Raw genomic sequence first — 20,874 nt, forward strand, 5'->3', positions numbered from 1 at the left:
CGTCACTCGGTAAAAAGCCATACCCAGCATGCGTTACCCCTTGATTTTATGTTAAAGTAACGCATCATTTTTCACATCGCACATCAACGAAAGACCCACAACATGGCCACAAGACCCGACTCAAAACCCGCTGTCAACCAAGCAGGTAATGCAGAAGATAAAGCCAAAGCTTTGGCCGCTGCACTTGCACAAATTGAAAAACAATTCGGCAAAGGCTCAATCATGCGCTTGGGCGACAACAATGAGCAACCTGACATTTCAGTGGTCTCCACAGGCTCTTTGGGATTGGACGTTGCATTGGGTGTTGGCGGTTTGCCACGCGGCCGTGTGATTGAAATTTACGGCCCAGAATCATCAGGCAAAACCACATTGACCTTACACGTCGTGGCTGAAATGCAGAAACTCGGTGGCACATGCGCCTTCGTCGATGCAGAGCATGCATTGGATGTCAGCTATGCCCAAAAGCTTGGTGTGAACTTGACCGACCTACTGATTTCTCAACCCGACACAGGCGAACAGGCCCTTGAAATGGTTGACGCATTGGTGCGTTCAGGTGCAGTTGACCTCATCATCGTCGACTCGGTGGCTGCCCTCGTACCCAAAGCTGAGATTGAAGGCGACATGGGGGCATCTTTACCAGGCTTGCAAGCACGCCTGATGAGTCAAGCATTGCGTAAACTCACGGCTTCCATCAGCCGCAGCCAATGCACTGTGATTTTCATTAACCAAATCCGTATGAAAATCGGTGTGATGTTTGGCTCTCCCGAAACCACAACGGGCGGTAACGCCCTCAAATTTTATGCTTCTGTTCGCCTTGACATCCGCCGCATTGGCGGCATCAAAAAAGGTGAAGAAGTACTGGGCAACGAAACCCGCGTGAAAATTGTCAAAAACAAAGTTGCGCCCCCCTTCAAAGAAGCCATTTTTGACATCCTTTACGGTGAAGGCATCTCGCGCGAAGGTGAGGTCATTGACATGGGTGTGGCCGCAGGCATCGTTGATAAAGCAGGGGCATGGTACAGCTACGGCAAAGACCGCATCGGCCAAGGCAAAGACAATGCGCGTGAATATTTACGTGACAACCCCGCCGTCGCGGTGGAAATCGAAAACTTGGTCCGGGATAAACTGGGTGTGAAAGCCCGTGCCATTCTGAGTGAACCCAAAGGCGCCAGTAAAGCAGAAAAAACCGCAAAAGCGCCTAAAGAAGTTGAAGCCGCTGCTGAAGATGATGCGATTTAACCTGAAGGCATGTACGAAAACCCTGCGAGTGCGGGGTTTTTATTTTTAAACACATGTTTGTTTTTATTTGATCAATCCAACCACACGGCAACACATGGTGCCCAGAATAACTCATGACGATGATGACGATGCTTTCGAACAATTTGAACCCTTTGAAGGGTTCAAAAAAGTCCACAGCGCGCACATCACAGACACCCAAGATGCAGAGCAAGCACATCAAGCATCCGACATCACCCTATTAAGCGCCAAAGATTGGCGCCAAAAGGTTCGCACCCGCGCCATCACCTACTTGTCACGCCGTGAATACAGTCGTGTCGAACTGCGCAAGAAAGTTCTATTGTCATTGCGACACTTTGATTGCGAGGATGACCTCGGTTCATCCATCGCCGATGAAGTTTTAGACGATTTGGCACAACACAATTGGCAATCGGATGTCCGTGTGGCGGCATCGGTGGCCAAAGTGAAGGGTGAACGTTACGGCAATGCACGTGTCAAACATGAGCTTAAACAACAAGGACTGGACAGCGAACTCATCACCGAAGCTTTAGAACAATTGGCCAGCACAGAGCTTAAACGCGCCCACGACGTGTGGCTCAAAAAATTTGGCCAGTCACCCGCCGACCTCAAGGAAAAAGCCAAACAAATTCGCTTTATGGCCAGTCGCGGCTTTGGCTTTGACGTCATCAACAAAGTCATTAAAAATGCCGATGACCTGTTTGATGACATGCCATAAAAAAACATGACCCTCCGTCATGCAAGATGCCACTGGAGGAGATGTTGTAAGTAAGTCATCGTCTCAATGCACAACCGTAAGTCTCTATTTTTTATAAAAGAGCCAAGTACCGAACAATCCTTTAAAACAAATAAAAAAACCGCCGTTCCCGAATCATCAAGGGGAACAGCGGCTTTTTACACCCAATCATTGCCTGATTATTTTTTATCGCCTGCGGGTGCTGGCGCGGCAGCGGGTGCTGCGGCTGCATCTTTCTTCGGCAAGAAACCTTCTTGCAGCGTTTTCATGTAATTTTGTTTCGCCATTTCCAAAATCTGTGGCTTCACTTGATCAAATGGTGGCACGGGCGGTTGATTTGCAGGTGCTTTTGCATCGCGCGGAGCCTCCACCAATTGAATCACGTGGTAGCCAAACTGAGATTTTACAGGTTTTTCCGTGATCCCATTGGCAGTCAATTTGCCCGCTGCATCAGCGAATTCTGGCACCCATTTATCCAATGTATTCCAACCCAAGTCGCCACCATTTGCAGCCGAACCCGTGTCTTTAGTGCCTTTTGCCAAATCGGCAAACTTTGCACCCGTTTTCAACTTAGCAATGATTTCATTGGCTTGTGATTCAGAATCAACCAAAATATGACGCAAATGGTATTCTTGACCCGCACCTTTCATTTTCGCAACTTGTTCATCGTATACTTTTTTCAACTCTTCATCCGTTGGTTTAAATGCTTCCATTTTCAAACGCATGTATTCAGACATGATGACTTGATCTTGCTGCAAGGCCAACAACATTTTGGTGTGGTCTGTTTTGTCCAAACCATCTTTTTTAGCCGCCTCAACCACCGCCCCTTGAACTGCAATGGCTTCTTCAATTTTTGCACGCTGTTCTGGTGTCACCGGTTGATTTGGATTTTCTTTGTTCATGTCCGCAACAATGGTGTCCACCAGTTGTGTCGAAGTGTATTTGGTCTCGGACGATTTATTGCATGCAGACAAACCAACAACGCCTGCCAATAATACGGCAACTAAAGTACTGCTCTTTTTCATAACGCCCATTCCTTATGTGTTTGGGTTAAATAAATAAAATAAAACAACAAATTACAGTTAATGACAAAGTAAAGTTTACTTTGCACTTGCTTAAGTTTCAAGACAGTTTCAAGACGTTAATTGCCTTACTTCACGTAGCTGAATGATCAACCAACCTGCACTAAAACCCCGTTTTGAAGCAGGGTGTTTCGATCAATTCAACACAAAACCCATGAACAACCAATCAAGCCATAAATCAAAACATTAAATTTCTGATGAACCCGTTAAACCAATGTTGCGATAGATTCAATGCGCAAAGCATGGATCGGATGAGGCATCAAATCAGCCATTGCAGCGTACACCAATCGGTGCTGAGCCATCCGTGTCAAGCCATTGAACTTTAATGACACAATCCGCACTGCAAAATGACGCGCACCGCCACGGGCACCCACATGCCCAGCATGCAAGTGCGATTCATCCATCACACTCAACTCAGTGGGTGACAATGCCGCAATCAAACGAGCCTCTAATTCCGCCTGCACATCATTCATCATGCTTCATCCTGTGGTAAATGCTTCGCCAACCAAACCCCTTGAAGCACCGTAAACAACAGTGTCAAAGCCAAACTGCCGTACAACTTAAAATTGAACCACACATCATCCGAGAAGCTGTAAGCGATGTAAATATTCAAAGTACCCAAAAATATAAAGAAACCCGCCCACATCAAACCCAACTGTTTCCACACACCATCTGCCAGCACCAACTCATGTCCCAACAACAATTTCAGCATGTTTTTATTGAATACATACTGCCCCACCAATATGGCCAAGCCCATGCTCCATTCCAACACGCTAAATTTCCATTTTAGAAAGATGGTTTCGTGAAAATAAATGCTCATACTGCCCAAAAGGACAATCAAAACCAAGCTCACCCAATGAATGATTTGAATGGGAATTTTTTTCCATTTCATTAACAACATCTGCACCGCAGTCGATGCCATGGCCACGCCAGTTGCCAGAAACATGTCATTGGTCAATTTATAACTGAGAAAAAACAAGACAACTGGGAAAAAATCAATCAAAGTTTTCATGGACTCTTTGCTCAAAGGTATAGGACATGCGTCAAATAAAATCAAAAAAGAACAAGACCGCCAAAACACAAGCGGCCTTGCATCTTAATCCAACAAAATGGACAATTGGTGTGCATTTTACCCCTGTTTTTAATCCGAAACGTCAGGTTCATGCAAAAAATTCAATGCAGCCCCATTGATGCAGTAGCGCAAACCCGTCGACTTCGGAGGCCCATCAGGAAACACATGTCCCAAATGCGCACCGCAATTGTGGCACACCACCTCCGTTCGAATCATCCCATGCGACACATCTCGGTGCTCAGCCACCGCCTCAACAGACGCTGGGGCATCAAAACTCGGCCAACCACACCCCGCATTGAACTGATGCCCAGACTCAAACAACAGCGCATCACACACCACACAATGATAATCGCCCTCATGCCAAGACTCAGAAAATGAGCTGGTAAACGGCCGCTCAGTTCCCTTTTCCTGCGTCACTTGATACGCCAATGGACTTAACTTTTCTCGTAATGTCTCATTATTATTGTCACTCATTTTTTTGCCATCCTTTTCATTAAAAAACCAATAAAGTCTTTACAGCAAGCATTAGACGTATTTAACGCTCAATTCATTACAAAAATGCAATAGGATTTTACAGCACCCGTACAATACAGTACAATACCCGTTTTCGGTTTGAGGCAAACGCTCAAACAAGCTCATCAGCGAGGGTGGCGAAATTGGTAGACGCACCAGGTTTAGGTCCTGGCGCCCTAAACAGGTGTAGGGGTTCGAGTCCCCTCCTTCGCACCAGAATATTTTAACTTCTCTGTTTTTTCAACACATTAGAGAAATTAGATGCACATCAACAGATGGTTTTACTTACAAAAAGGTTATCTAAAATGACAACTGAAGCACAAGAAATTTTGAACGAAGAACAAACAACACCAGAAGCCGTCGCAGAGACAGCACCTGCAATGACACCATCACTGACACGCTCATTTGACATCGTCATCACAACGGCCGCAGTCGATGCAGCCACTGAAAAACGCCTGCAAAAAATGGCCAAAACCGTCAAAATTGATGGTTTCCGCCCAGGTAAAGTGCCTCTTTCACGCGTTAAACAAATGTATGGCAGCCAAGCCTCATGGGAAGCCTTGAATGACCAAGTGGGTGAAGAGTTTGCAAAAAAAGCAGATGCCGACAACTTGCGCATCGCTGGCTTACCAAACATCGTTCCTGCCGAAAGCACGGATGCAGAAGGCCAAATGACTTTCACTGCAACATTTGAAGTCTACCCAGAAGTGAGCGACGTCAATTTGGCTGACGTTGAGGTTGAACAAGCACAATGCAACGTCACCGATGCGGACATCACCCGTACATTGGACGTGTTGCGCCAACAGCGTGTGAGCTACAGCTCTGCTGACAAAGCGGCGGCCAAAGACGACCAAGTGACCATCGACTTCGAAGGTAAAATTGATGACGTGGCTTTTGCCGGCGGCTCAGCGACTGATTATCCATTTGTTTTGGGTCAAGGCCGCATGTTGCCTGAATTTGAAACAGCCATTGAAGGCTTAAAAGCAGGTGAAGCACGCACTTTTGATTTACCATTCCCAGCAGACTACCACGGTAAAGATGTTGCAGGCAAAACAGCTCAATTCACGGTAACCGTCAAAGATGTGGCCGCCCCTCAATTGCCTGAGCTGGACACGGCATTTGCAAAGTCACTCGGCGTACCCGATGGCGATGTTGAAAAAATGAAAACCGACATCAAAGCCAACTTAGAACGTGAAATCGCTCAACGCACCAAAGCAATGACTAAAAACAACGTCATGGATGCACTGTTGTCAGCCGTATCATTTGATGTCCCTACCGCATTGGTGAACGAGGACGTGGAACGTTTGCAAACCAACGCACGCGAAGATTTACGTGCACGTGGCATCCCTGTCGATGACAAAATGGTATTACCAGCCGACATTTTCAAAGACCGTGCAGAACGTCGTGTTCGCTTGGGCTTATTGATTGCTGGCTTGGTTAAAACCCATGAATTGCGCGCCAACGCAGAGCAAATTGATGCGCAAGTGGCCGTTGTGGCACAAGCATATGAAGACCCAGCTGGCTTCATCAAATGGTACAAAACCGACGCCAATCGCATGGCTGAAGTTGAAGCGGTTGCCATGGAAGACAATGTGGTTGCTTGGGCACTCTCTCAAGCCAAAACATCTACAAAAGAAGTTGCATTTGAAGAGTTGATGAATCAACAGCGTTAATCATTGACAAAACTCATTCAAAGGTTCTTTATAGAACGGAGTACAGAAAAAAACCCTAACGTTCGTTAGGGTTTTTTTCTTATCAAATCTCCCCTTAAACACTGAAAAATAAAGGCCTACAGATACGTGATCGTTAAAATTACGTTATGATGTGGTCATTGCGTAAATGCTTTTTTCGCACCATGCTTGACGAAGAACGTTGTAGATTTCCTCTCCCCTCTTGCATTCTCTTTTCACGCCTCCATCTCTATTTTTTATCTTTGAAGGAATTCTCATGTTGTTTCAGCAAGAACCCCAAGGTTTAGGCCTCATCCCTATGGTGGTTGAACAAACCAGCCGTGGTGAGCGCTCGTTTGACATTTATTCTCGTCTTTTGAAAGAACGGGTTATTTTCTTGGTGGGCGGCGTGGACGACCAAAGTGCCAATCTGGTGATTGCACAAATGTTGTATTTAGAGAGTGAAAATCCTGAAAAAGACATTCACCTGTACATCAACTCTCCTGGAGGCTCTGTATCCGCAGGTCTTGGCATTTACGACACCATGAACTTTATCAAACCAGATGTGTCCACCATGTGCATTGGCATGGCGGCCAGCATGGGCGCATTTTTGCTGTCCTCTGGCGCAAAAGGAAAACGCTTTGCATTGCCCAATTCTCGAGTCATGATTCACCAACCTTCGGGTGGTGCACAAGGGATGGCTTCAGACATCGAAATTCGCGCACGTGAAATTTTATTGTTACGCGCTCAATTGAATCAAATCATGGCCAACAACACAGGACAGCCGCTTGAGCGCCTCGAACGTGACACCGATCGCGACACTTTTTTTTCAGCACAAGAATCGCTCGAATACGGCTTAATTGACCGCGTGTTGACCAGCCGTGACACTCTTTAATTCAAGGACGATGAATGACTGACGAAAAAAACCCTCCCCCCGCAGCTGAATGTTCTTTTTGCGGTAAAAGCCAAGAAGAAGCAAACAAGCTGATTGAAGGTTTGCATGGTCACATCTGTGATGAATGCATCACTTTATGCGGCCAAATTTTAGAAGCAGAAGCATTTAAAACCGATGATGAAGCGATCAAAGCAGAATCTGCCAGCTTACCCACCCCAGAAGAGATTTTAAACAAACTGAACGACTACGTGATTGGCCAAAACGATGCCAAACGCGTGTTGTCTGTTGCTGTGTACAACCACTACAAACGTTTGCGTCACTTAAAGAACCGCAAAAAGACCGATGTTGAGCTGTCGAAAAGTAATATTTTACTCATTGGCCCCACTGGTTCTGGTAAAACATTGCTGGCTCAAACATTGGCACGTTTGCTCAACGTCCCCTTTGTAATGGCCGACGCAACCACTCTGACTGAAGCAGGCTACGTCGGTGAAGACGTTGAAAACATTGTTCAAAAATTGCTACAAAACTGCAACTACGATGTAGAAAAGGCGCAACAAGGCATCATCTACATCGATGAAATTGATAAAATTTCGCGCAAATCAGATAACCCATCCATCACACGTGACGTCTCGGGCGAAGGCGTACAACAAGCCTTGCTCAAACTGATCGAGGGCACAGTTGCATCGATCCCACCACAAGGGGGTCGCAAACACCCCAATCAAGACTTCATCCAAGTCGACACCACAAACATCTTGTTCATCTGCGGCGGTGCGTTTGATGGCCTCGACAAAGTGATTGCCCACCGTTCACAAAAAGGTGGGATGGGTTTCAATGCAGCCGTGCATAAAAAAGAAGAGAAAAGCGTTGGTGAACTGCTATTGGAAGTTGAAACAGAAGACTTGATCAAATTCGGCTTGATCCCCGAATTAATTGGTCGCTTACCCGTCATTGCCAAACTCGGCAACCTTGATGAACACGCTTTGGTCAACATATTGACACAACCAAAGAATGCCTTGGTGAAACAATATGCCGCATTGTTTGATATGGAAGAGGTTGAGTTGGAAATCACCGACAATGCTTTGATCGCGATTGCTAAAAAAGCTTTGGAACGCAAAACAGGCGCACGCGGCCTGCGCGCCATCGTTGAAGAAACGTTGCTGGACACGATGTTCAAACTGCCCTCTCAAAAAAACATTGCCAAAGTCATCGTGGATGAAGCCACTGTAACAGATCGCCAGCAACCTCAATTGATCCCAGTGACAGCAGAAACCAGTCACAAAAAAACAACGCCACTGCATTCTCTGGCTTCTTAACCAGAAGATTAAGCAGAAAAAATAAGCACTTAAGCATTGTCCATTATGATGGTTGATGGTCAAAACGAAACAGGCAAACTTTTCAAGTTTGCCTGTTGTTTTTTTGGTGACTAAAACAGCGACCAAAGGTGCACCTTTTAGGGCAAGGTGCTCTGCGGTGAACGTGGTGTCACTCGCTGGATGTTACATTAGTTAAGTTTGGATAACAGAAAAAATCATATCATTCGATAAAAATTTTATGAAATCAACCTCAAACAACGGCAGAAGTTGCGCCCTTGTAAAACACACCCAAGTCAACTGCAGCACAACAAACAAGCCAAATCAAAAAAGTCATCAAAAAAATACTGACCATTCGACTCTGTTATAACTGCATCGGGTGAATTCATTGTACCCTTTTTCATCCCCAACACAAGTGTTTTTTGTTTTTAATTTTCATGGACTTAGGATAAATTTAATTTTTAACAGCTTTGCTTCACAACAGTAAAAAATCAGATACAATGTTTTTTTACCTAAAAAAGGACACACCATGCGCTCAGGCAACCCCACCCTTTCTGATGAGGCATTCAAACAGCGTGCTGGTACAGCAGGTGATCGGATGACGTTGAATGGCACGGTCAATAAAACAGGCATTCTGTTGTTTATTGCTGTCGTCTGTGCGGCCTTGCCCTGGCGTTTGTTGATGCAACAAAGTCCAATGGCCTCGATGATGATGCCTCTGGCCACGGGTGCAGCTGTCATTGGTTTTATTTTGGCGCTCATCATTTCATTCAAAACACATACCGCCCCTTATCTTGCGCCAGCATATGCCGCAGCGGAAGGTGTATTTTTAGGTGCCATTTCAGCCATTTTTGAAATGCGTTACCCTGGCATTGTGTTGCAAGCCATGGCGTTGACTTTCGGGACTTTAGGCTGTCTGCTGTTGGCCTATAAAAGTGGCTTGATTCGGGCTTCTGAGAACTTTAAGCTGGGTGTTGTTGCCGCCACAGGCGCAGTCGCTGTGCTTTATCTGGTCAATTTTGTCATGTCATTTTTTGGCAGTGGCATGGGATTCATCAGTGCACCCACCCCCATTGGCATTGGATTCAGTGTGCTTGTCGTTGCAATTGCTGCATTGAATTTGGTATTGGACTTTGACTTCATCGAACGCGGTGTGGCCAGCGGCAGCCCGAAATACATGGAGTGGTACGGCGCTTTTGGTTTGGTGGTGACTTTGGTTTGGTTGTATCTAGAAATCCTGCGGTTGTTGTCTAAGTTACGTGACCGATGAAAAAAAGCGCTCAATGAATTGAGCGCTTTTTTTATTTCCATCAACCTCAAACATCCACTTCAATTTCAGACCCAAGGTATAAAAAGATTGATTTCTACGATGCCAACAATTATTGGCTTTCTGGAAACACGAATACTTCTACTCGACGATTTTGTGCCCGCCCTGTTTCAGTTGCATTGTCAGCTATGGGTTGAGTTGAGCCACGGCCATAAGAGGTCATGCGTGCACTTGATGTACCGCTGGTCACCAAAAAGTCGCGCACACTGTTGGCTCGCGCCAATGACAAAGCTTGATTGGCATCGGCATAGCCTGAGCTGTCGGTATGGCCGACGATCACCACGCGACTGTTTGGCGTTTGATTGATGACTTGGGCCACATTGGTCAAAGTGGGCACAAAAGTGCTGCGGATCGCCGCACTGCCCGAGTTGAAAGACACATCGCCTGCAAGGTTGATTTTCAGAGATCCGTCTGCCATTTTGGTGACATTCGCCCCCGTGCCATTCAAAATAGAACCGATTTGGCTGACTTGTTGGTCAATGCGTTGACCGTAATTATTTCCAATCACACCACCCAGTACCCCCCCAACGCAGCACCAATCAATGCACCTTCATTTTTCTTGCCATTTTTTGAAACAGCTGCACCAATGACACCACCCAAAGCCGCACCCGTCCCCGCACCAATGGTGGTGTTTCGATTCATACCACCGATGCCGTTAAATGGTTCGGTGCTGCCAATCGCTGTGCCCACAGGGGTGTTTAAACCGTTGTTGCTCACGCAACCCGCCAACATCGCCACAGCGATGAGTGCCATACCAGTTTTTTTGAGTAAAAACGAATTCATGGTCTTTCCTTTCAAAGGTCTTTGTTCATGTGGGCAGCGTGCCCGTGCACACAGTAATGCCTAAGCTTTCGATTTGGTGCACACAATGCATCAACTATTTTTATAAAGTTAAAACCCCAAACTGCCGTACAATAATGTTTCGCTGTGCATGTGCACCATATTCAAAAAAACCTGTTACATCAGCAGGCTAAATGCTGACGGCTTAAGCAGTTTATATTTTTATAAGAAAACACCATGCTCTACAATTGGTTGAAAATTTTTCACATTGTTTTTGTGATGTCTTGGTTCGCAGGTCTCTTTTACTTACCACGCATCTTTGTCAATTTGGCTCAAGAGTCGGATGCTCCGTCACAGCACCGCCTGCTGTTGATGGCAGCTCGGCTGTATCGCTTCATGCACATCCTCGCCATTCCAGCAATTGGGCTTGGGCTGGCATTGTGGTTGGGCATTGGTTTTCGGGGGGGCTGGCTGCACATAAAGTTGATGTTGGTGCTTGTTGCCGTGGCTTATCATGTTTATTGCGGCAAACTGCTTAAAGACTTTGACCTCAATCGCAACACCCATAGCCATGTCTGGTTTCGCTGGTTCAACGAAATTCCAGTGATTTTGATGTTGCTCATTACAGCACTGGTGGTGATCAAACCTTTCTCCGTTTGATTACTTGATTGATCTCCATTTCGTATCACAACCCTAATGGGATTACCCCCATCACCCCCATTGCCCATACACTGGGTGATGTCTTTTTACCGGATTAAAAAAACATGTCGTTGTCCTTTTTCGCACCTTGTCCCCGTGGTTTAGAGCCTTTATTGGTTCAAGAACTCCAGCAAATCAATGCCCAGCACATCAAACCAACCCATGGTGGTGTGGCTTTTGCAGGTGACCTTGCATTGATGTACCGCGCCAATTTACACTCACGCATCGCCTCGCGCGTTTTACTCAAGCTCAATCAAGGCGGCTATCGCAATGAAGACGACATCTACAACCTCGCCTCTCGCACGCCTTGGAGCAGTTATTTCACGCCCGACCACTCGATTAAAGTCGAGGTCAATGCGATTAAATCACCTTTACGCAGTTTAGAATTCATCACTTTACGCATCAAAGACGCGGTCTGTGACTATTTTCGCGACTTAATGGATCGCCGCCCCAGTGTCGACACGGCCACACCCGATGTGCGCATTTATGCCTTCATCACTGAGTTTGATTGCACACTTTACCTCGACACATCAGGTGAAGCTTTATTCAAACGCGGTTGGCGTGAAGACAAAGGCCGCGCGCCTTTACGTGAAAATTTGGCGGCTGGTTTGATCATGTTATCGGGCTGGAAACCGACCCAACCTTTATTTGACCCAATGTGCGGCAGCGGCACCATCATCATCGAAGCAGGTTTGATGGCCGCCAACATCCCGCCAGGCTGGCAGCGTCATTTTGCATTTGAGCAATACCACGGTTTCGATAAAACCTTATGGCAAAATGTTTTAAATGATGTAAAAATTGATAAAACACCGCGCGCCATCTATGCTTCGGACATCAGCGCCTATGCGGTCAAAGACATTGAACACAACCTTGGCCGCAGCGGTTTGCCTTTCTCCGTCGCTTTTGAGCAGCAAAATGTGCTCGATGCCATGCCACCCGGCAAAGACGGCGTGCTGGTCTGCAACCCACCTTATGGTGAACGGATTGACGTGACCACCTCCGAAGAATACGCTGTGTTTTTCAAACAATGGGCCGATCACCTCAAAGCCAATTTTGCGGGCTGGAACGCTTACATCTTAACTTCAGATCGTGACACCCCCAAATACATGCGTTTATCACCAACGAAGAAAACACCGCTGTACAACGGCGCATTGGATTGTCGCTTGTTTGAATTCAAAATGGTTCAAGGCAGCGCACGTAAAGAAAAACCCGCTGAATAACAGGGTCACGCCTCATCATGAGGTTTGAACGGCAATGAAAAAGCACTGCTTCTCGCAGTGCTTTTTTTCGCATCGAAATGCGATCCATAAGCCCATAAATCCATCGCTTACAGCGCAAATTTACGACCAATGCCAATGCCAAACACCCACGGATTGACTTTTAAAGTGCCCAACGCTGTGCCACCCAAACTGGCTTTGGTGCGGATACTAATGTATTTCACATCAGCATTGATGAAATACTTATCGGTCACCATGATGTCTGCGCCGACCTGAGCCGCCAAGCCAAAACTGTTTTTCTTAATAGACACCGCACTACCGCCCACATTCAAGTCATTGTTGTAAAAACGGCTGTAGTTCACGCCGGCACCAACGTAAGGGCGAATTTGAGCGTCGGGCGCAAAATGATATTGTACGGTCAAGGTCGGTGGCAACACACTGACTTTACCCAAATGCCCCAAATCGCTCGACAACGAATGACGTGATGTACCCAAAATTAATTCAGTACCAATGTTCTTTGTGACCATATAAGTGAAATCCAACTCTGGTACCACTTGTGTGCTTAAGTCAGAGTGAATGCTCGACAACACACTGGTGCTGCTGACATCAGGGCTCACCGCAATCGCACGCGCACGCACAATCAAATCACCTTGATTGGCCATGGCAGATGACGACAAAACCGACAAGACAGACAAACCAGCAAGCAACACTTTTTTCATAATAAACTCCAAACATTTTAAAAAGGCAAGGAAACAAAACCATGACTCAGGTGTATTCACACCCACATTTTGTGTATCAGAGACGCCCGCCTAAAACCTTATTCTCTACATGGTTATTGTGCGCTTAAACAAAAACATGTGCTTGTTATTTTTTATGGTATTTTCAATATATCCAACTACAATTTAAATATAATGTAGTTTATTTACCTATTTTATTGCACTTTTTAATAACATATTAAAATACTCAAGTATTTCAATTAAAAATGTGCGCATGCAACATCAACTTTCATTTCTTCAATCTGTCTCAATACAGTCAATAGATAATCAAATGCTGCATGACAATAAAAAATGCATGGCCAACAGCCATGCATTTGCAGTCTACCCCCCAATTTTAAACAACACAGGTCAACGCACTTGCCACCAAGCCAAATCAGACTCCAAGTGTAAATCAACACCGTAAGCTGCACTTAACAGCTCCGCTTGCATCACCTCAGCGCTTAAACCTGCGGCAATCACCTCCGCAACACCCGTTGCATTTTTTTGAATCAAAAGCACATGTGTTGCAAACTGAGACACCTGATTGAGGTCATGCACCGCCGCCACAACCGCGCAAGGTGCGTGACGCAGTTGTTTCAGTAAAACGGACTGCCACGCTAAATCTTGCGCCGCCAACGGCTCATCCAACAACCACAATTGAGTCAAGGTCGTGGTGCGGGCTGCACTCATGGCCCAAGTCAAGCGCTGCCGTTCACCACCCGATAGGGTATGCACCCAATGTTGGGCAAGGTGATGCAAACCGTAACGCGCCAACACACGATCAATGCACGCATCATCCGCCTCTTGTGCCACACTGGTCAATGCCTGTACAACCGTTAAAGTAAACGGTTCATCATAACGCTGCGGCACCCACACCCGAAGCAGCGCCTGCTCACGAGGTGACAAAGAACTCAACGAATGCCCCATCAAAGACACGTGTGAGGCCGCTTTGACATCAATGCCCAACAACGCATGCAGCACACTGGTCTTGCCCGTACCGTTCGCCCCTAAAATGGCCCAACGCTCCCCCGCTTGAACCGTCCAATCAAATGGCGCTAAAACAGTTCGTGCCCCATGCTGAATCGATAACTGATGGATGTCTATAACGGCTGGTTGTGCGACATGGCTCATGCATTTGCCCCTTCCCGCGCACGCGCAATGAGCCGCCATGCCAAAAACGGCGCACCAATCAACACCGTGAATAACCCCACGGGCAACTGCGTCGGTGCAAACAAAGTGCGCGCAATGACATCTGCCACCACCAGTAAAATCCCACCCCATAAAGCGCACAACGACAACACCATGCACATGTCCGAGCCAAAATAACGCCCACCCAACGACTTCACCACATGCGGAATGATCAAGCCGACAAAGCCAATCGCCCCCGCCTCCATCACCGCCAATGCCGTCGCCACCCCCGCCAACAGCAGCAACTGCCAACGCAATCGCACCACATCCACCCCAATGCTGTGTGCCATCACCGCACCACGCATCAATGCCGACATCGGTCGAGCCAAGGTCAAAGCACACAACAGCACCAACCACATGCCACACCATGCCACATAGTGCGAGCCAGCACCCGCCAAATCGCCCATCATCCAAAACAAAGCACTGCGCACATTGCGATCAGGCAAAATCAATAAAATTCCACTCACCGCTGCCGTCAGTAACGAAGCCAACACAATGCCCAACAGCAGTAAAACAGTCACATCACCTTCAAGCCGCGAATAGCGTCGCATCACCATCAGCATCAAGCCCAAGGCAGACAACGCCCCAAACAAAGCCAACCCCTGCAACAACCACCACGATCCACCCAACAGCATGCCAAGCAACACACAAAATGATGCACCCGAAGCCGCCCCAAGCATGTACGGCTCGGCCAAAGGATTGCGTAACAACACCTGTAACATCAAACCCGACATCGCCAACAAGCCGCCCACACCAAAAGCCGCCAGCACCCGAGGCAAACGCAATTGCCAAAACACATCATGCGATAACTCCGCTGTTCCACTGACCACACCCAATGCAAGCACGGCAACAGACAACACAATCGACATGAGCACAACCACCCGCCTGTGCGAGCGCACAAATGTCATCAAAGGTTGTACAGTGCTGTTCATCATGCCAAAACCATTTATAGTGGCTCCAAAAAGTAACACTTATTTTTAGAATTTTAAGTTAAGATTTTGAGCGAGAAAATCGCACAAAAACCAAGAGAAAAATAAAGGTGAGCCAACGCTCACCCATTTTATCGCTGATTGCTGCATACCGTTCACCGACAGCCCCCCTGCTTTGCGCTTGCTTCAACCTGAGGTGTTGAGCGGGGAATTCTCACACAATCGATGAAAACAAAAACCAACCCAAAGTAAAAACATCGGATGATTTAAGAAACGCATCATAAACTGCATAATCAAATAACCGCATAATCACATAATCAGCAAGTGACAGATGCTATGCACTTTTACGTGCAAAACGTTGGTAAACCAAGTACGCCAATGTGCCACTCTGCAATAAAAACAACACTTGAGAAAACCCATGCAACTGTCCAAAAGTGGTCTCAGCCTGCGCATCAGGGAACAGCAACTTCAACGCCGCCATTTTCGGTGCGAGGCCGATGTACTGGATCAACACCACAAACACCAACCCAACCACAGCCCACAATTCACGTTGATGCTGCAATTGTTTGTCATAACGCACACGCAGATCAAGTAGAATCAACGCCGCGCAGGCCAAAGCCAGCACATTCAAAGCTGCAAACACCTGCCCTGCAGCATCACCCGCCAACTCACGTGGAAAATGCGCGAATAATGCGGGTGCAAACACATAACCTGCCGCCCAAGTGGCACCAGCCCACAACACAAGCGCGAGATCAGACACCCCACTTAAAAACAACATGCGTTTAGACGGCATGGGCAAAAGCGTGTTCGTGTTATTTTTCAATGGATTCACAATGGCTACCAATCAATTCGCAATAAACGCCAGCAATTAAACTCAGGCAATTAAGAAAACGTAAAACCAACCTATTTTTCCAAAAAAACAATTGAAAGTGGGTGCGCCGAAATTTTTTTGACTGCAAGCCTTTTTATTTTGCTTTTTTTCTCTCAAGGTTTCCTTGGGCAAAACGCCCAGCCAAACACGGGAAAATAGTTTTTTTACTTTTCCCATGCTGTTTAAATGTACAACACCTCAATGATCTCATACTCGCGCTTGCCCGATGGGGCTTGAAACTCAACCACATCTTCCGCATATTTGCCGATCAGGGCGCGCGCAATCGGCGAACTGATGGAAATTTTGTTCAATTTGATGTCCGCTTCGTCATCACCGACGATTTGGTAACGCACTTCTGCGCTGTTGTCCAAATCCTCAAGCACCACTGTCGAGCCAAACACCACACGGCCTTCGGCATCCAACGTCGACGGGTCAATGATTTGGCAATTGGACAACTTGGACTCAAGCTCCAAAATACGACCTTCTGCAAAGGCCTGTTTTTCTTTTGCCGCATCGTAATCCGCATTTTCTGATAAATCACCTTGCGCGCGCGCTTCTGCAATCGCATTGATAACCCACGGACGCTGCACAGATTTCAAATCGTGCAATTCATCTTTAAGCAATTGTGCGCCATAGGTGGTAATTGGAATCGCTGCCATGTTTATCCCTCTCAAACTGTAAAAACCGATATTCTATCGTTCAGCGCAAAGTAAAAAACACTTTGCGCTGGTTAAAAAATAATGTTCTAAAAAAAGCACCGCAGCCCTAAGGGTTGCGGTGTTTATATGCCGTATTGTACACATTTTTTGTTTTTTTGCTCAAATTCTTGCATGGATTTCTGACACCCATCTTTTGCACTGAATTTGAACCAAACCTTTACGGTTGGCGGTATTCCGCCGATGGCCACAATGGAATGCCACCGCGTGGTGTGAAACGTCCTTCAACTTTAATCCATTTCGGTTGCAACAGCGTCACCAAATCATTGCAAATGCGGCAAATGCACGACTCATGAAACTCACCATGCATGCGAAATGAACCCAAATACAATTTCAATGACTTGGATTCCACACACCACTCACCCGGTTGCATGTCAATGACAATGGTCGCAAAATCAGGTTGACCTGTGACAGGGCACAGGCTGGTGAACTCGGGACACACCATGTTCAGCGTACCCGTGACACCATTTGGATTGATGCTTGATTGAACAAATGGATTTGGAAAACGCTCGAGCAACGATGCATCGGGCTCATCATAGCGGTAATCGGTTTTTTTATTGCCCAACGATTGTAAATTGGCGTGAAGTTCCATGCTGTTAACATCCTTAAAAAACTTAAAATTCAAAACTTATATCAAATAAACGACTCAAAGCACACAACGGCACATTTCATCGAATGCCCGAGAGTTTATGCGTTTGCAAAGACAGTTGCCACTGTGGGTGCGCCATGCAATACCGGATGCAGGCAGCCGTATTGCTCTGCTGCGCCGCACTGTCCATCGGTTGCAAATAAAAATGTTCAAAATCAAGTGTCGCAAATGATTCAGGCAAAGCATTGAGCTGTGGATACACCAATTTCAACTCCTGCCCACACATTTGCACCAATGCATTCGAACCTTTCGGACTGATGCACAGCCAATCAATGCCCGCGGGCGCAGGCAATGTCCCATTGCTTTCAACACCCACCTCAAAGCCCACAGCATGCATCGCCGCGATCAATCCATCATCCAACTGCAACAACGGCTCACCGCCCGTGAACACCACATAAGGCACGCCCCCTGTGCCCAACCATGTATCCGATATGCGTTGCGCCAACGCTGCGGCGGTGGTAAATTTGCCCCCATCCTCATTCACACCAATAAAATCCGTATCACAAAATGTGCATTGTGCCGTCGCGCGATCCTGCTCACGTCCACTCCACAAATTACACCCCGCAAAACGACAAAACACCGCCGAGCGACCCGCTTGTGCGCCTTCGCCTTGTAATGTATAAAAAATCTCTTTTACGGTGTACATCAAGCGCCCTCTTGCACAAACACAGCCGCGCCACTGGACTCGTTTTCAAACACATCCACACGAGACAATTCAGGTAAAGCACCACTCAACTGCGTCGCCATCCAAGCCGCCAAAGTCGCACTGTCATACGCCGTCAAATCTGCAATTGCGTCCAAAGCATAATGATCGAGCTGATTGTAGATCGGCTTAAACACCGCCTTGACATCTGCAAAATCCCGCAGCCAACCCGCCTGTGCATCAAGCGTTTCACCCTGCAAATACAGGCGTGCCAAATAACTGTGCCCCGTATAACGCCCAGCCCCATCGAATGGCTGAGCCGCCTCAAAACGCACTTCTTTCCAAATCGTGAAACCCTTGGCATCGCGACGAGAACCCGCTGTCGACGTTTCAAACACCTCGACCGAACACAAAGGCACAACAGACTGTAACTGCTGCCACAACCATTCGGTCAAATGTTCGCTGGTCGGATTTTCTAACCCTTTGATGTGATTGAGGTGGCTATGATGCAATTGCGCATGTAAATGTTGCCACGCCCCAGCCAGTCGCTCAGGCGCACATGCCTGGGCATCCACAGACAATTTAACCTTGAAACCGTGCCCATGCAAACGCCCACATTGATGCCCCTCAGGCACATTCGGTAGAAAGTGAGCCGCCGAAAAATCGGCTGACAACCAACGACAAACCTGCGCCCCTTCATAACACACACCCACATTGGGCGCAGAACGCAGCTCAACGGACACCTCTCGATCCCCTCCATCACCCACATGAGCAAGCTGTGATTGCACAGTCACACGGATGCACTGCGCCAACGTCACATCACTTGGCTCAATGAAAAAATCATTCAAATCGCGCATGTGCCACACCGCACACACCGACGCCAACGCCTGCTTCAACACATCCAATGGCACCTCACAAGTGACCGTCACCCAAAAACTGTGCCCATGACGCTCAGAAGAACCCAAACGCCGAGCCGCCTCAAAGCCCATGCCCGCAATAAACCGCTGTTTCAACAAATTATTCATGGCGCACTCAACACAAAGTCAGCTGAGCATCGTCATGCGCCACAGCATCAACCGCACACGCGCTCACCAACGTCCGCACCACCAAAGGATCCGCCACACCCGCCTGAGCAAACCCCTGCGCACGCAACACACACGCCGCGCATTCACCGCATGGCGGCACTGCGCCGTTATAGCAGGTATGGCTCAAAGCCAGCGCATCCATCGCACCCACAGCCTGCGCCAATGCCACCGTCTCCGCCTTGCTCATGAACATCAACGGCGTATGCAACGTCACACGGCTGTCCATGCCCAAACGCAAAGCCAGCTCCAAAGATTTAAGGGTATTTTCACGGCAATCGGGATAACCCGAATAATCCGTCTGCGCCACGCCCGTCACCACATGAGCGAGGCCTTTTTGATATGCAAAAGCCGCTGCAAAAGTAAGAAAAATAAGATTACGCCCAGGCACAAACGTATTCGGCAATGCCGCATCATCGTCCGCCCGCACGCCCGACTCAGGCGCAATGTCATCGGTCAACGCATTGCCACCCATCGCCGCAAACGTATCAATCGGCAAAACCGTTTGCTTCACGCCCACCAACGCCGCAATCTTCTGAGCCGAATCCAACTCCACCCGATGCCGTTGACCATAATCAAAAGTCAACGCCTGCACGTTTTCACGCCCCCAACGGGCAACCGCCCAATACAGGCAAGTGGTTGAATCCTGACCGCCCGACAACACAACCAGCGCGCCCGAGCCAACACCACCTGCACCGCAGGAGGTTAAATTTAAATTGTCCATCATGTCCTCGAAAACAGTCGAAGTTAAAAAATCACGCCGCCGCTCAAGTGATCGCGAGGCGTGTTGGGGACGAATTATACGCTAAATCAACGCATAACAAAAAAATGCGTGAATGAACACGCACCAAAACAAAGTTTAAGGAAAAGCAGAAATAAGCTCGTCACGATTACAGTTGTGTCTAATTCGCAACCACCACAACAACTTATCGCGCCTCATCGATCCAAGCCTGCTGAATCGCCTCCAACACCTTTTCGCCACCACGGTGATGATCATCATCGAAATCAGGCAAATCCACCACCCAATTGTGCAAATCAGTAAAACGCACGGTCGTTGGATCCACATCAGGATGGGTTTCGTACAACTCAATTGCGATGTCCAACACGTCAGACCATTTCATATCAATCCCTTTTCAATTCACGTTAATTTATAAGGCGCATACCCGTTGGCTCTTGGAGATGCCAGTGGCTTTGATATCCCTTGAATTGAGAAGCCACTAAACAACCCACCATCCCAGTACAAGCGAAAGAGCAATGATTTAAGCAATGCACAAATCATGTTCAATCCATCATTCCCATGTCGGCGAAAAACCCATCATTTGAACCATGTTCAAACCACATTTAACCCGTCATTCCCACATCGCAAGAAATTCAATGATGTGAGCCATGTTCAACTCATGTTCAACTCATGTTCAATTCGTGTTTAATCCGTCATTCATGTACAAGCGAAAGCCCAATGATTTGAGCCATGTTTGAACCCGTCATT

Annotated in this window: 24 protein-coding genes and 1 tRNA gene; 9 read left to right on the forward strand and 16 right to left on the reverse strand. The window is 47.3% G+C overall.

Translation table 11 applies throughout. The features are described from left to right. The first annotated feature begins 102 nt into the window (after window positions 1-102). Window positions 103-1,239, forward strand: coding sequence for a recombinase RecA (gene recA / locus DTO96_RS10150; protein WP_114563391.1), 1,137 nt, complete (start codon window positions 103-105; stop codon window positions 1,237-1,239). A 94-nt stretch (window positions 1,240-1,333) separates the two neighbouring features. Then, window positions 1,334-1,972 carry a recombination regulator RecX gene (recX, locus tag DTO96_RS10155; protein ID WP_114563392.1) on the forward strand — a complete coding sequence of 213 codons (639 nt, stop codon included), beginning with the start codon at window positions 1,334-1,336 and terminating at the stop codon, window positions 1,970-1,972. A 197-nt stretch (window positions 1,973-2,169) separates the two neighbouring features. On the opposite strand, the gene DTO96_RS10160 is transcribed toward recX, so the two are convergent. From DTO96_RS10160 to msrB, 4 genes are all read right to left on the reverse strand, one after another. After that, window positions 2,170-3,015, reverse strand: a complete 846-nt coding sequence (locus DTO96_RS10160; protein ID WP_157964406.1) for a foldase protein PrsA — start codon at window positions 3,013-3,015, stop codon at window positions 2,170-2,172. A 263-nt stretch (window positions 3,016-3,278) separates the two neighbouring features. Continuing rightward, the gene (locus DTO96_RS10165; RefSeq protein WP_373277789.1) at window positions 3,279-3,548 is read right to left on the reverse strand and encodes a BolA family protein; all 270 of its coding nucleotides are present in this window, start codon (window positions 3,546-3,548) and stop codon (window positions 3,279-3,281) included. Next, window positions 3,545-4,084, reverse strand: coding sequence for a septation protein A (locus DTO96_RS10170; protein ID WP_114563394.1), 540 nt, complete (start codon window positions 4,082-4,084; stop codon window positions 3,545-3,547). The genes DTO96_RS10165 and DTO96_RS10170 overlap by 4 nt, the downstream gene beginning before the upstream one ends. 129 nt (window positions 4,085-4,213) lie before the next feature. Further along, entirely contained in the window at window positions 4,214-4,618 is a 405-nt protein-coding gene (msrB, locus tag DTO96_RS10175; RefSeq protein WP_114563395.1) for a peptide-methionine (R)-S-oxide reductase MsrB, read from the reverse strand. A gap of 167 nt (window positions 4,619-4,785) precedes the next feature. On the opposite strand from msrB, the gene DTO96_RS10180 reads away from it, so the two are divergent. The 5 genes from DTO96_RS10180 (at window position 4,786) to DTO96_RS10200 (ending at window position 9,802) form a co-directional block, all read left to right on the forward strand. Further along, a tRNA-Leu gene (locus tag DTO96_RS10180) sits at window positions 4,786-4,873 on the forward strand. A gap of 164 nt (window positions 4,874-5,037) precedes the next feature. Continuing rightward, a complete protein-coding gene (gene tig / locus DTO96_RS10185; protein WP_114564025.1) occupies window positions 5,038-6,330 on the forward strand; it encodes a trigger factor in 1,293 nt (430 codons plus the stop codon). 274 nt (window positions 6,331-6,604) lie between these two features. Continuing rightward, entirely contained in the window at window positions 6,605-7,222 is a 618-nt protein-coding gene (clpP, locus tag DTO96_RS10190) for an ATP-dependent Clp endopeptidase proteolytic subunit ClpP (protein ID WP_114563396.1), read from the forward strand. A gap of 14 nt (window positions 7,223-7,236) precedes the next feature. Beyond that, window positions 7,237-8,535, forward strand: coding sequence for an ATP-dependent Clp protease ATP-binding subunit ClpX (gene clpX, locus DTO96_RS10195; RefSeq protein ID WP_114563397.1), 1,299 nt, complete (start codon window positions 7,237-7,239; stop codon window positions 8,533-8,535). Between the two features lie 526 nt (window positions 8,536-9,061). Next, window positions 9,062-9,802, forward strand: a complete 741-nt coding sequence (locus DTO96_RS10200; RefSeq protein WP_114563398.1) for a Bax inhibitor-1/YccA family protein — start codon at window positions 9,062-9,064, stop codon at window positions 9,800-9,802. 109 nt (window positions 9,803-9,911) lie between these two features. Here DTO96_RS10200 and DTO96_RS10205 read toward each other — a convergent pair whose 3' ends face one another. Together DTO96_RS10205 and DTO96_RS10210 are read right to left on the reverse strand one after the other, a co-directional pair. Further along, the gene (locus tag DTO96_RS10205; protein ID WP_114563399.1) at window positions 9,912-10,367 is read right to left on the reverse strand and encodes an OmpA family protein; all 456 of its coding nucleotides are present in this window, start codon (window positions 10,365-10,367) and stop codon (window positions 9,912-9,914) included. Continuing rightward, the gene (locus DTO96_RS10210; RefSeq protein WP_114563400.1) at window positions 10,364-10,642 is read right to left on the reverse strand and encodes a glycine zipper 2TM domain-containing protein; all 279 of its coding nucleotides are present in this window, start codon (window positions 10,640-10,642) and stop codon (window positions 10,364-10,366) included. The genes DTO96_RS10205 and DTO96_RS10210 overlap by 4 nt, the downstream gene beginning before the upstream one ends. A gap of 234 nt (window positions 10,643-10,876) precedes the next feature. On the opposite strand from DTO96_RS10210, the gene DTO96_RS10215 reads away from it, so the two are divergent. Both DTO96_RS10215 and DTO96_RS10220 read left to right on the forward strand, forming a co-directional pair. Then, window positions 10,877-11,299 carry a CopD family protein gene (locus tag DTO96_RS10215; RefSeq protein WP_114563401.1) on the forward strand — a complete coding sequence of 141 codons (423 nt, stop codon included), beginning with the start codon at window positions 10,877-10,879 and terminating at the stop codon, window positions 11,297-11,299. Between the two features lie 104 nt (window positions 11,300-11,403). Next, the gene (locus tag DTO96_RS10220; protein WP_114563402.1) at window positions 11,404-12,558 is read left to right on the forward strand and encodes a THUMP domain-containing class I SAM-dependent RNA methyltransferase; all 1,155 of its coding nucleotides are present in this window, start codon (window positions 11,404-11,406) and stop codon (window positions 12,556-12,558) included. A 107-nt stretch (window positions 12,559-12,665) separates the two neighbouring features. Here the strand turns inward: DTO96_RS10220 and DTO96_RS10225 are convergent, their stop codons facing one another. The 10 genes from DTO96_RS10225 to iscX all read right to left on the reverse strand — a co-directional run bounded on the left by DTO96_RS10225 (window position 12,666) and on the right by iscX (window position 20,509). Next, window positions 12,666-13,274: an OmpW/AlkL family protein gene (locus DTO96_RS10225; RefSeq protein ID WP_114563403.1), complete on the reverse strand. Its 609-nt coding sequence runs from the start codon at window positions 13,272-13,274 to the stop codon at window positions 12,666-12,668. A 405-nt stretch (window positions 13,275-13,679) separates the two neighbouring features. Further along, on the reverse strand, window positions 13,680-14,441 hold the full coding sequence (locus tag DTO96_RS10230) for an ABC transporter ATP-binding protein (protein WP_157964407.1): 762 nt from the start codon (window positions 14,439-14,441) through the stop codon (window positions 13,680-13,682). Beyond that, the gene (locus tag DTO96_RS10235) at window positions 14,438-15,433 is read right to left on the reverse strand and encodes a FecCD family ABC transporter permease (RefSeq protein WP_114563405.1); all 996 of its coding nucleotides are present in this window, start codon (window positions 15,431-15,433) and stop codon (window positions 14,438-14,440) included. The genes DTO96_RS10230 and DTO96_RS10235 overlap by 4 nt, the downstream gene beginning before the upstream one ends. A gap of 328 nt (window positions 15,434-15,761) precedes the next feature. Beyond that, window positions 15,762-16,250: a DUF4149 domain-containing protein gene (locus tag DTO96_RS10240; protein WP_192878984.1), complete on the reverse strand. Its 489-nt coding sequence runs from the start codon at window positions 16,248-16,250 to the stop codon at window positions 15,762-15,764. Window positions 16,251-16,480: 230 nt separating this feature from the next. Further along, window positions 16,481-16,957 (reverse strand): transcription elongation factor GreA, encoded by a 477-nt coding sequence (gene greA, locus DTO96_RS10245; RefSeq protein WP_114563407.1) that lies wholly within the window; start codon window positions 16,955-16,957, stop codon window positions 16,481-16,483. Window positions 16,958-17,174: 217 nt separating this feature from the next. Then, window positions 17,175-17,606, reverse strand: coding sequence for a preQ(1) synthase (queF, locus tag DTO96_RS10250; protein ID WP_114563408.1), 432 nt, complete (start codon window positions 17,604-17,606; stop codon window positions 17,175-17,177). Window positions 17,607-17,682: 76 nt separating this feature from the next. Next, window positions 17,683-18,312 (reverse strand): 7-carboxy-7-deazaguanine synthase, encoded by a 630-nt coding sequence (queE, locus tag DTO96_RS10255; RefSeq protein WP_114563409.1) that lies wholly within the window; start codon window positions 18,310-18,312, stop codon window positions 17,683-17,685. Next, window positions 18,309-19,331 (reverse strand): 6-carboxytetrahydropterin synthase, encoded by a 1,023-nt coding sequence (locus DTO96_RS13190; RefSeq protein WP_114563410.1) that lies wholly within the window; start codon window positions 19,329-19,331, stop codon window positions 18,309-18,311. Before DTO96_RS13190 ends, queE begins: the two co-directional genes overlap by 4 nt. A gap of 7 nt (window positions 19,332-19,338) precedes the next feature. Continuing rightward, window positions 19,339-20,112: a 7-cyano-7-deazaguanine synthase QueC gene (gene queC / locus DTO96_RS10265; protein ID WP_114563411.1), complete on the reverse strand. Its 774-nt coding sequence runs from the start codon at window positions 20,110-20,112 to the stop codon at window positions 19,339-19,341. 202 nt (window positions 20,113-20,314) lie between these two features. Then, window positions 20,315-20,509 carry a Fe-S cluster assembly protein IscX gene (gene iscX / locus DTO96_RS10270; RefSeq protein ID WP_114563412.1) on the reverse strand — a complete coding sequence of 65 codons (195 nt, stop codon included), beginning with the start codon at window positions 20,507-20,509 and terminating at the stop codon, window positions 20,315-20,317. Window positions 20,510-20,874 lie beyond the last annotated feature (365 nt).

The sequence above is a fragment of the Ephemeroptericola cinctiostellae genome (assembly GCF_003339525.1).
Lineage (GTDB): Bacteria > Pseudomonadota > Gammaproteobacteria > Burkholderiales > Burkholderiaceae > Hydromonas > Hydromonas cinctiostellae.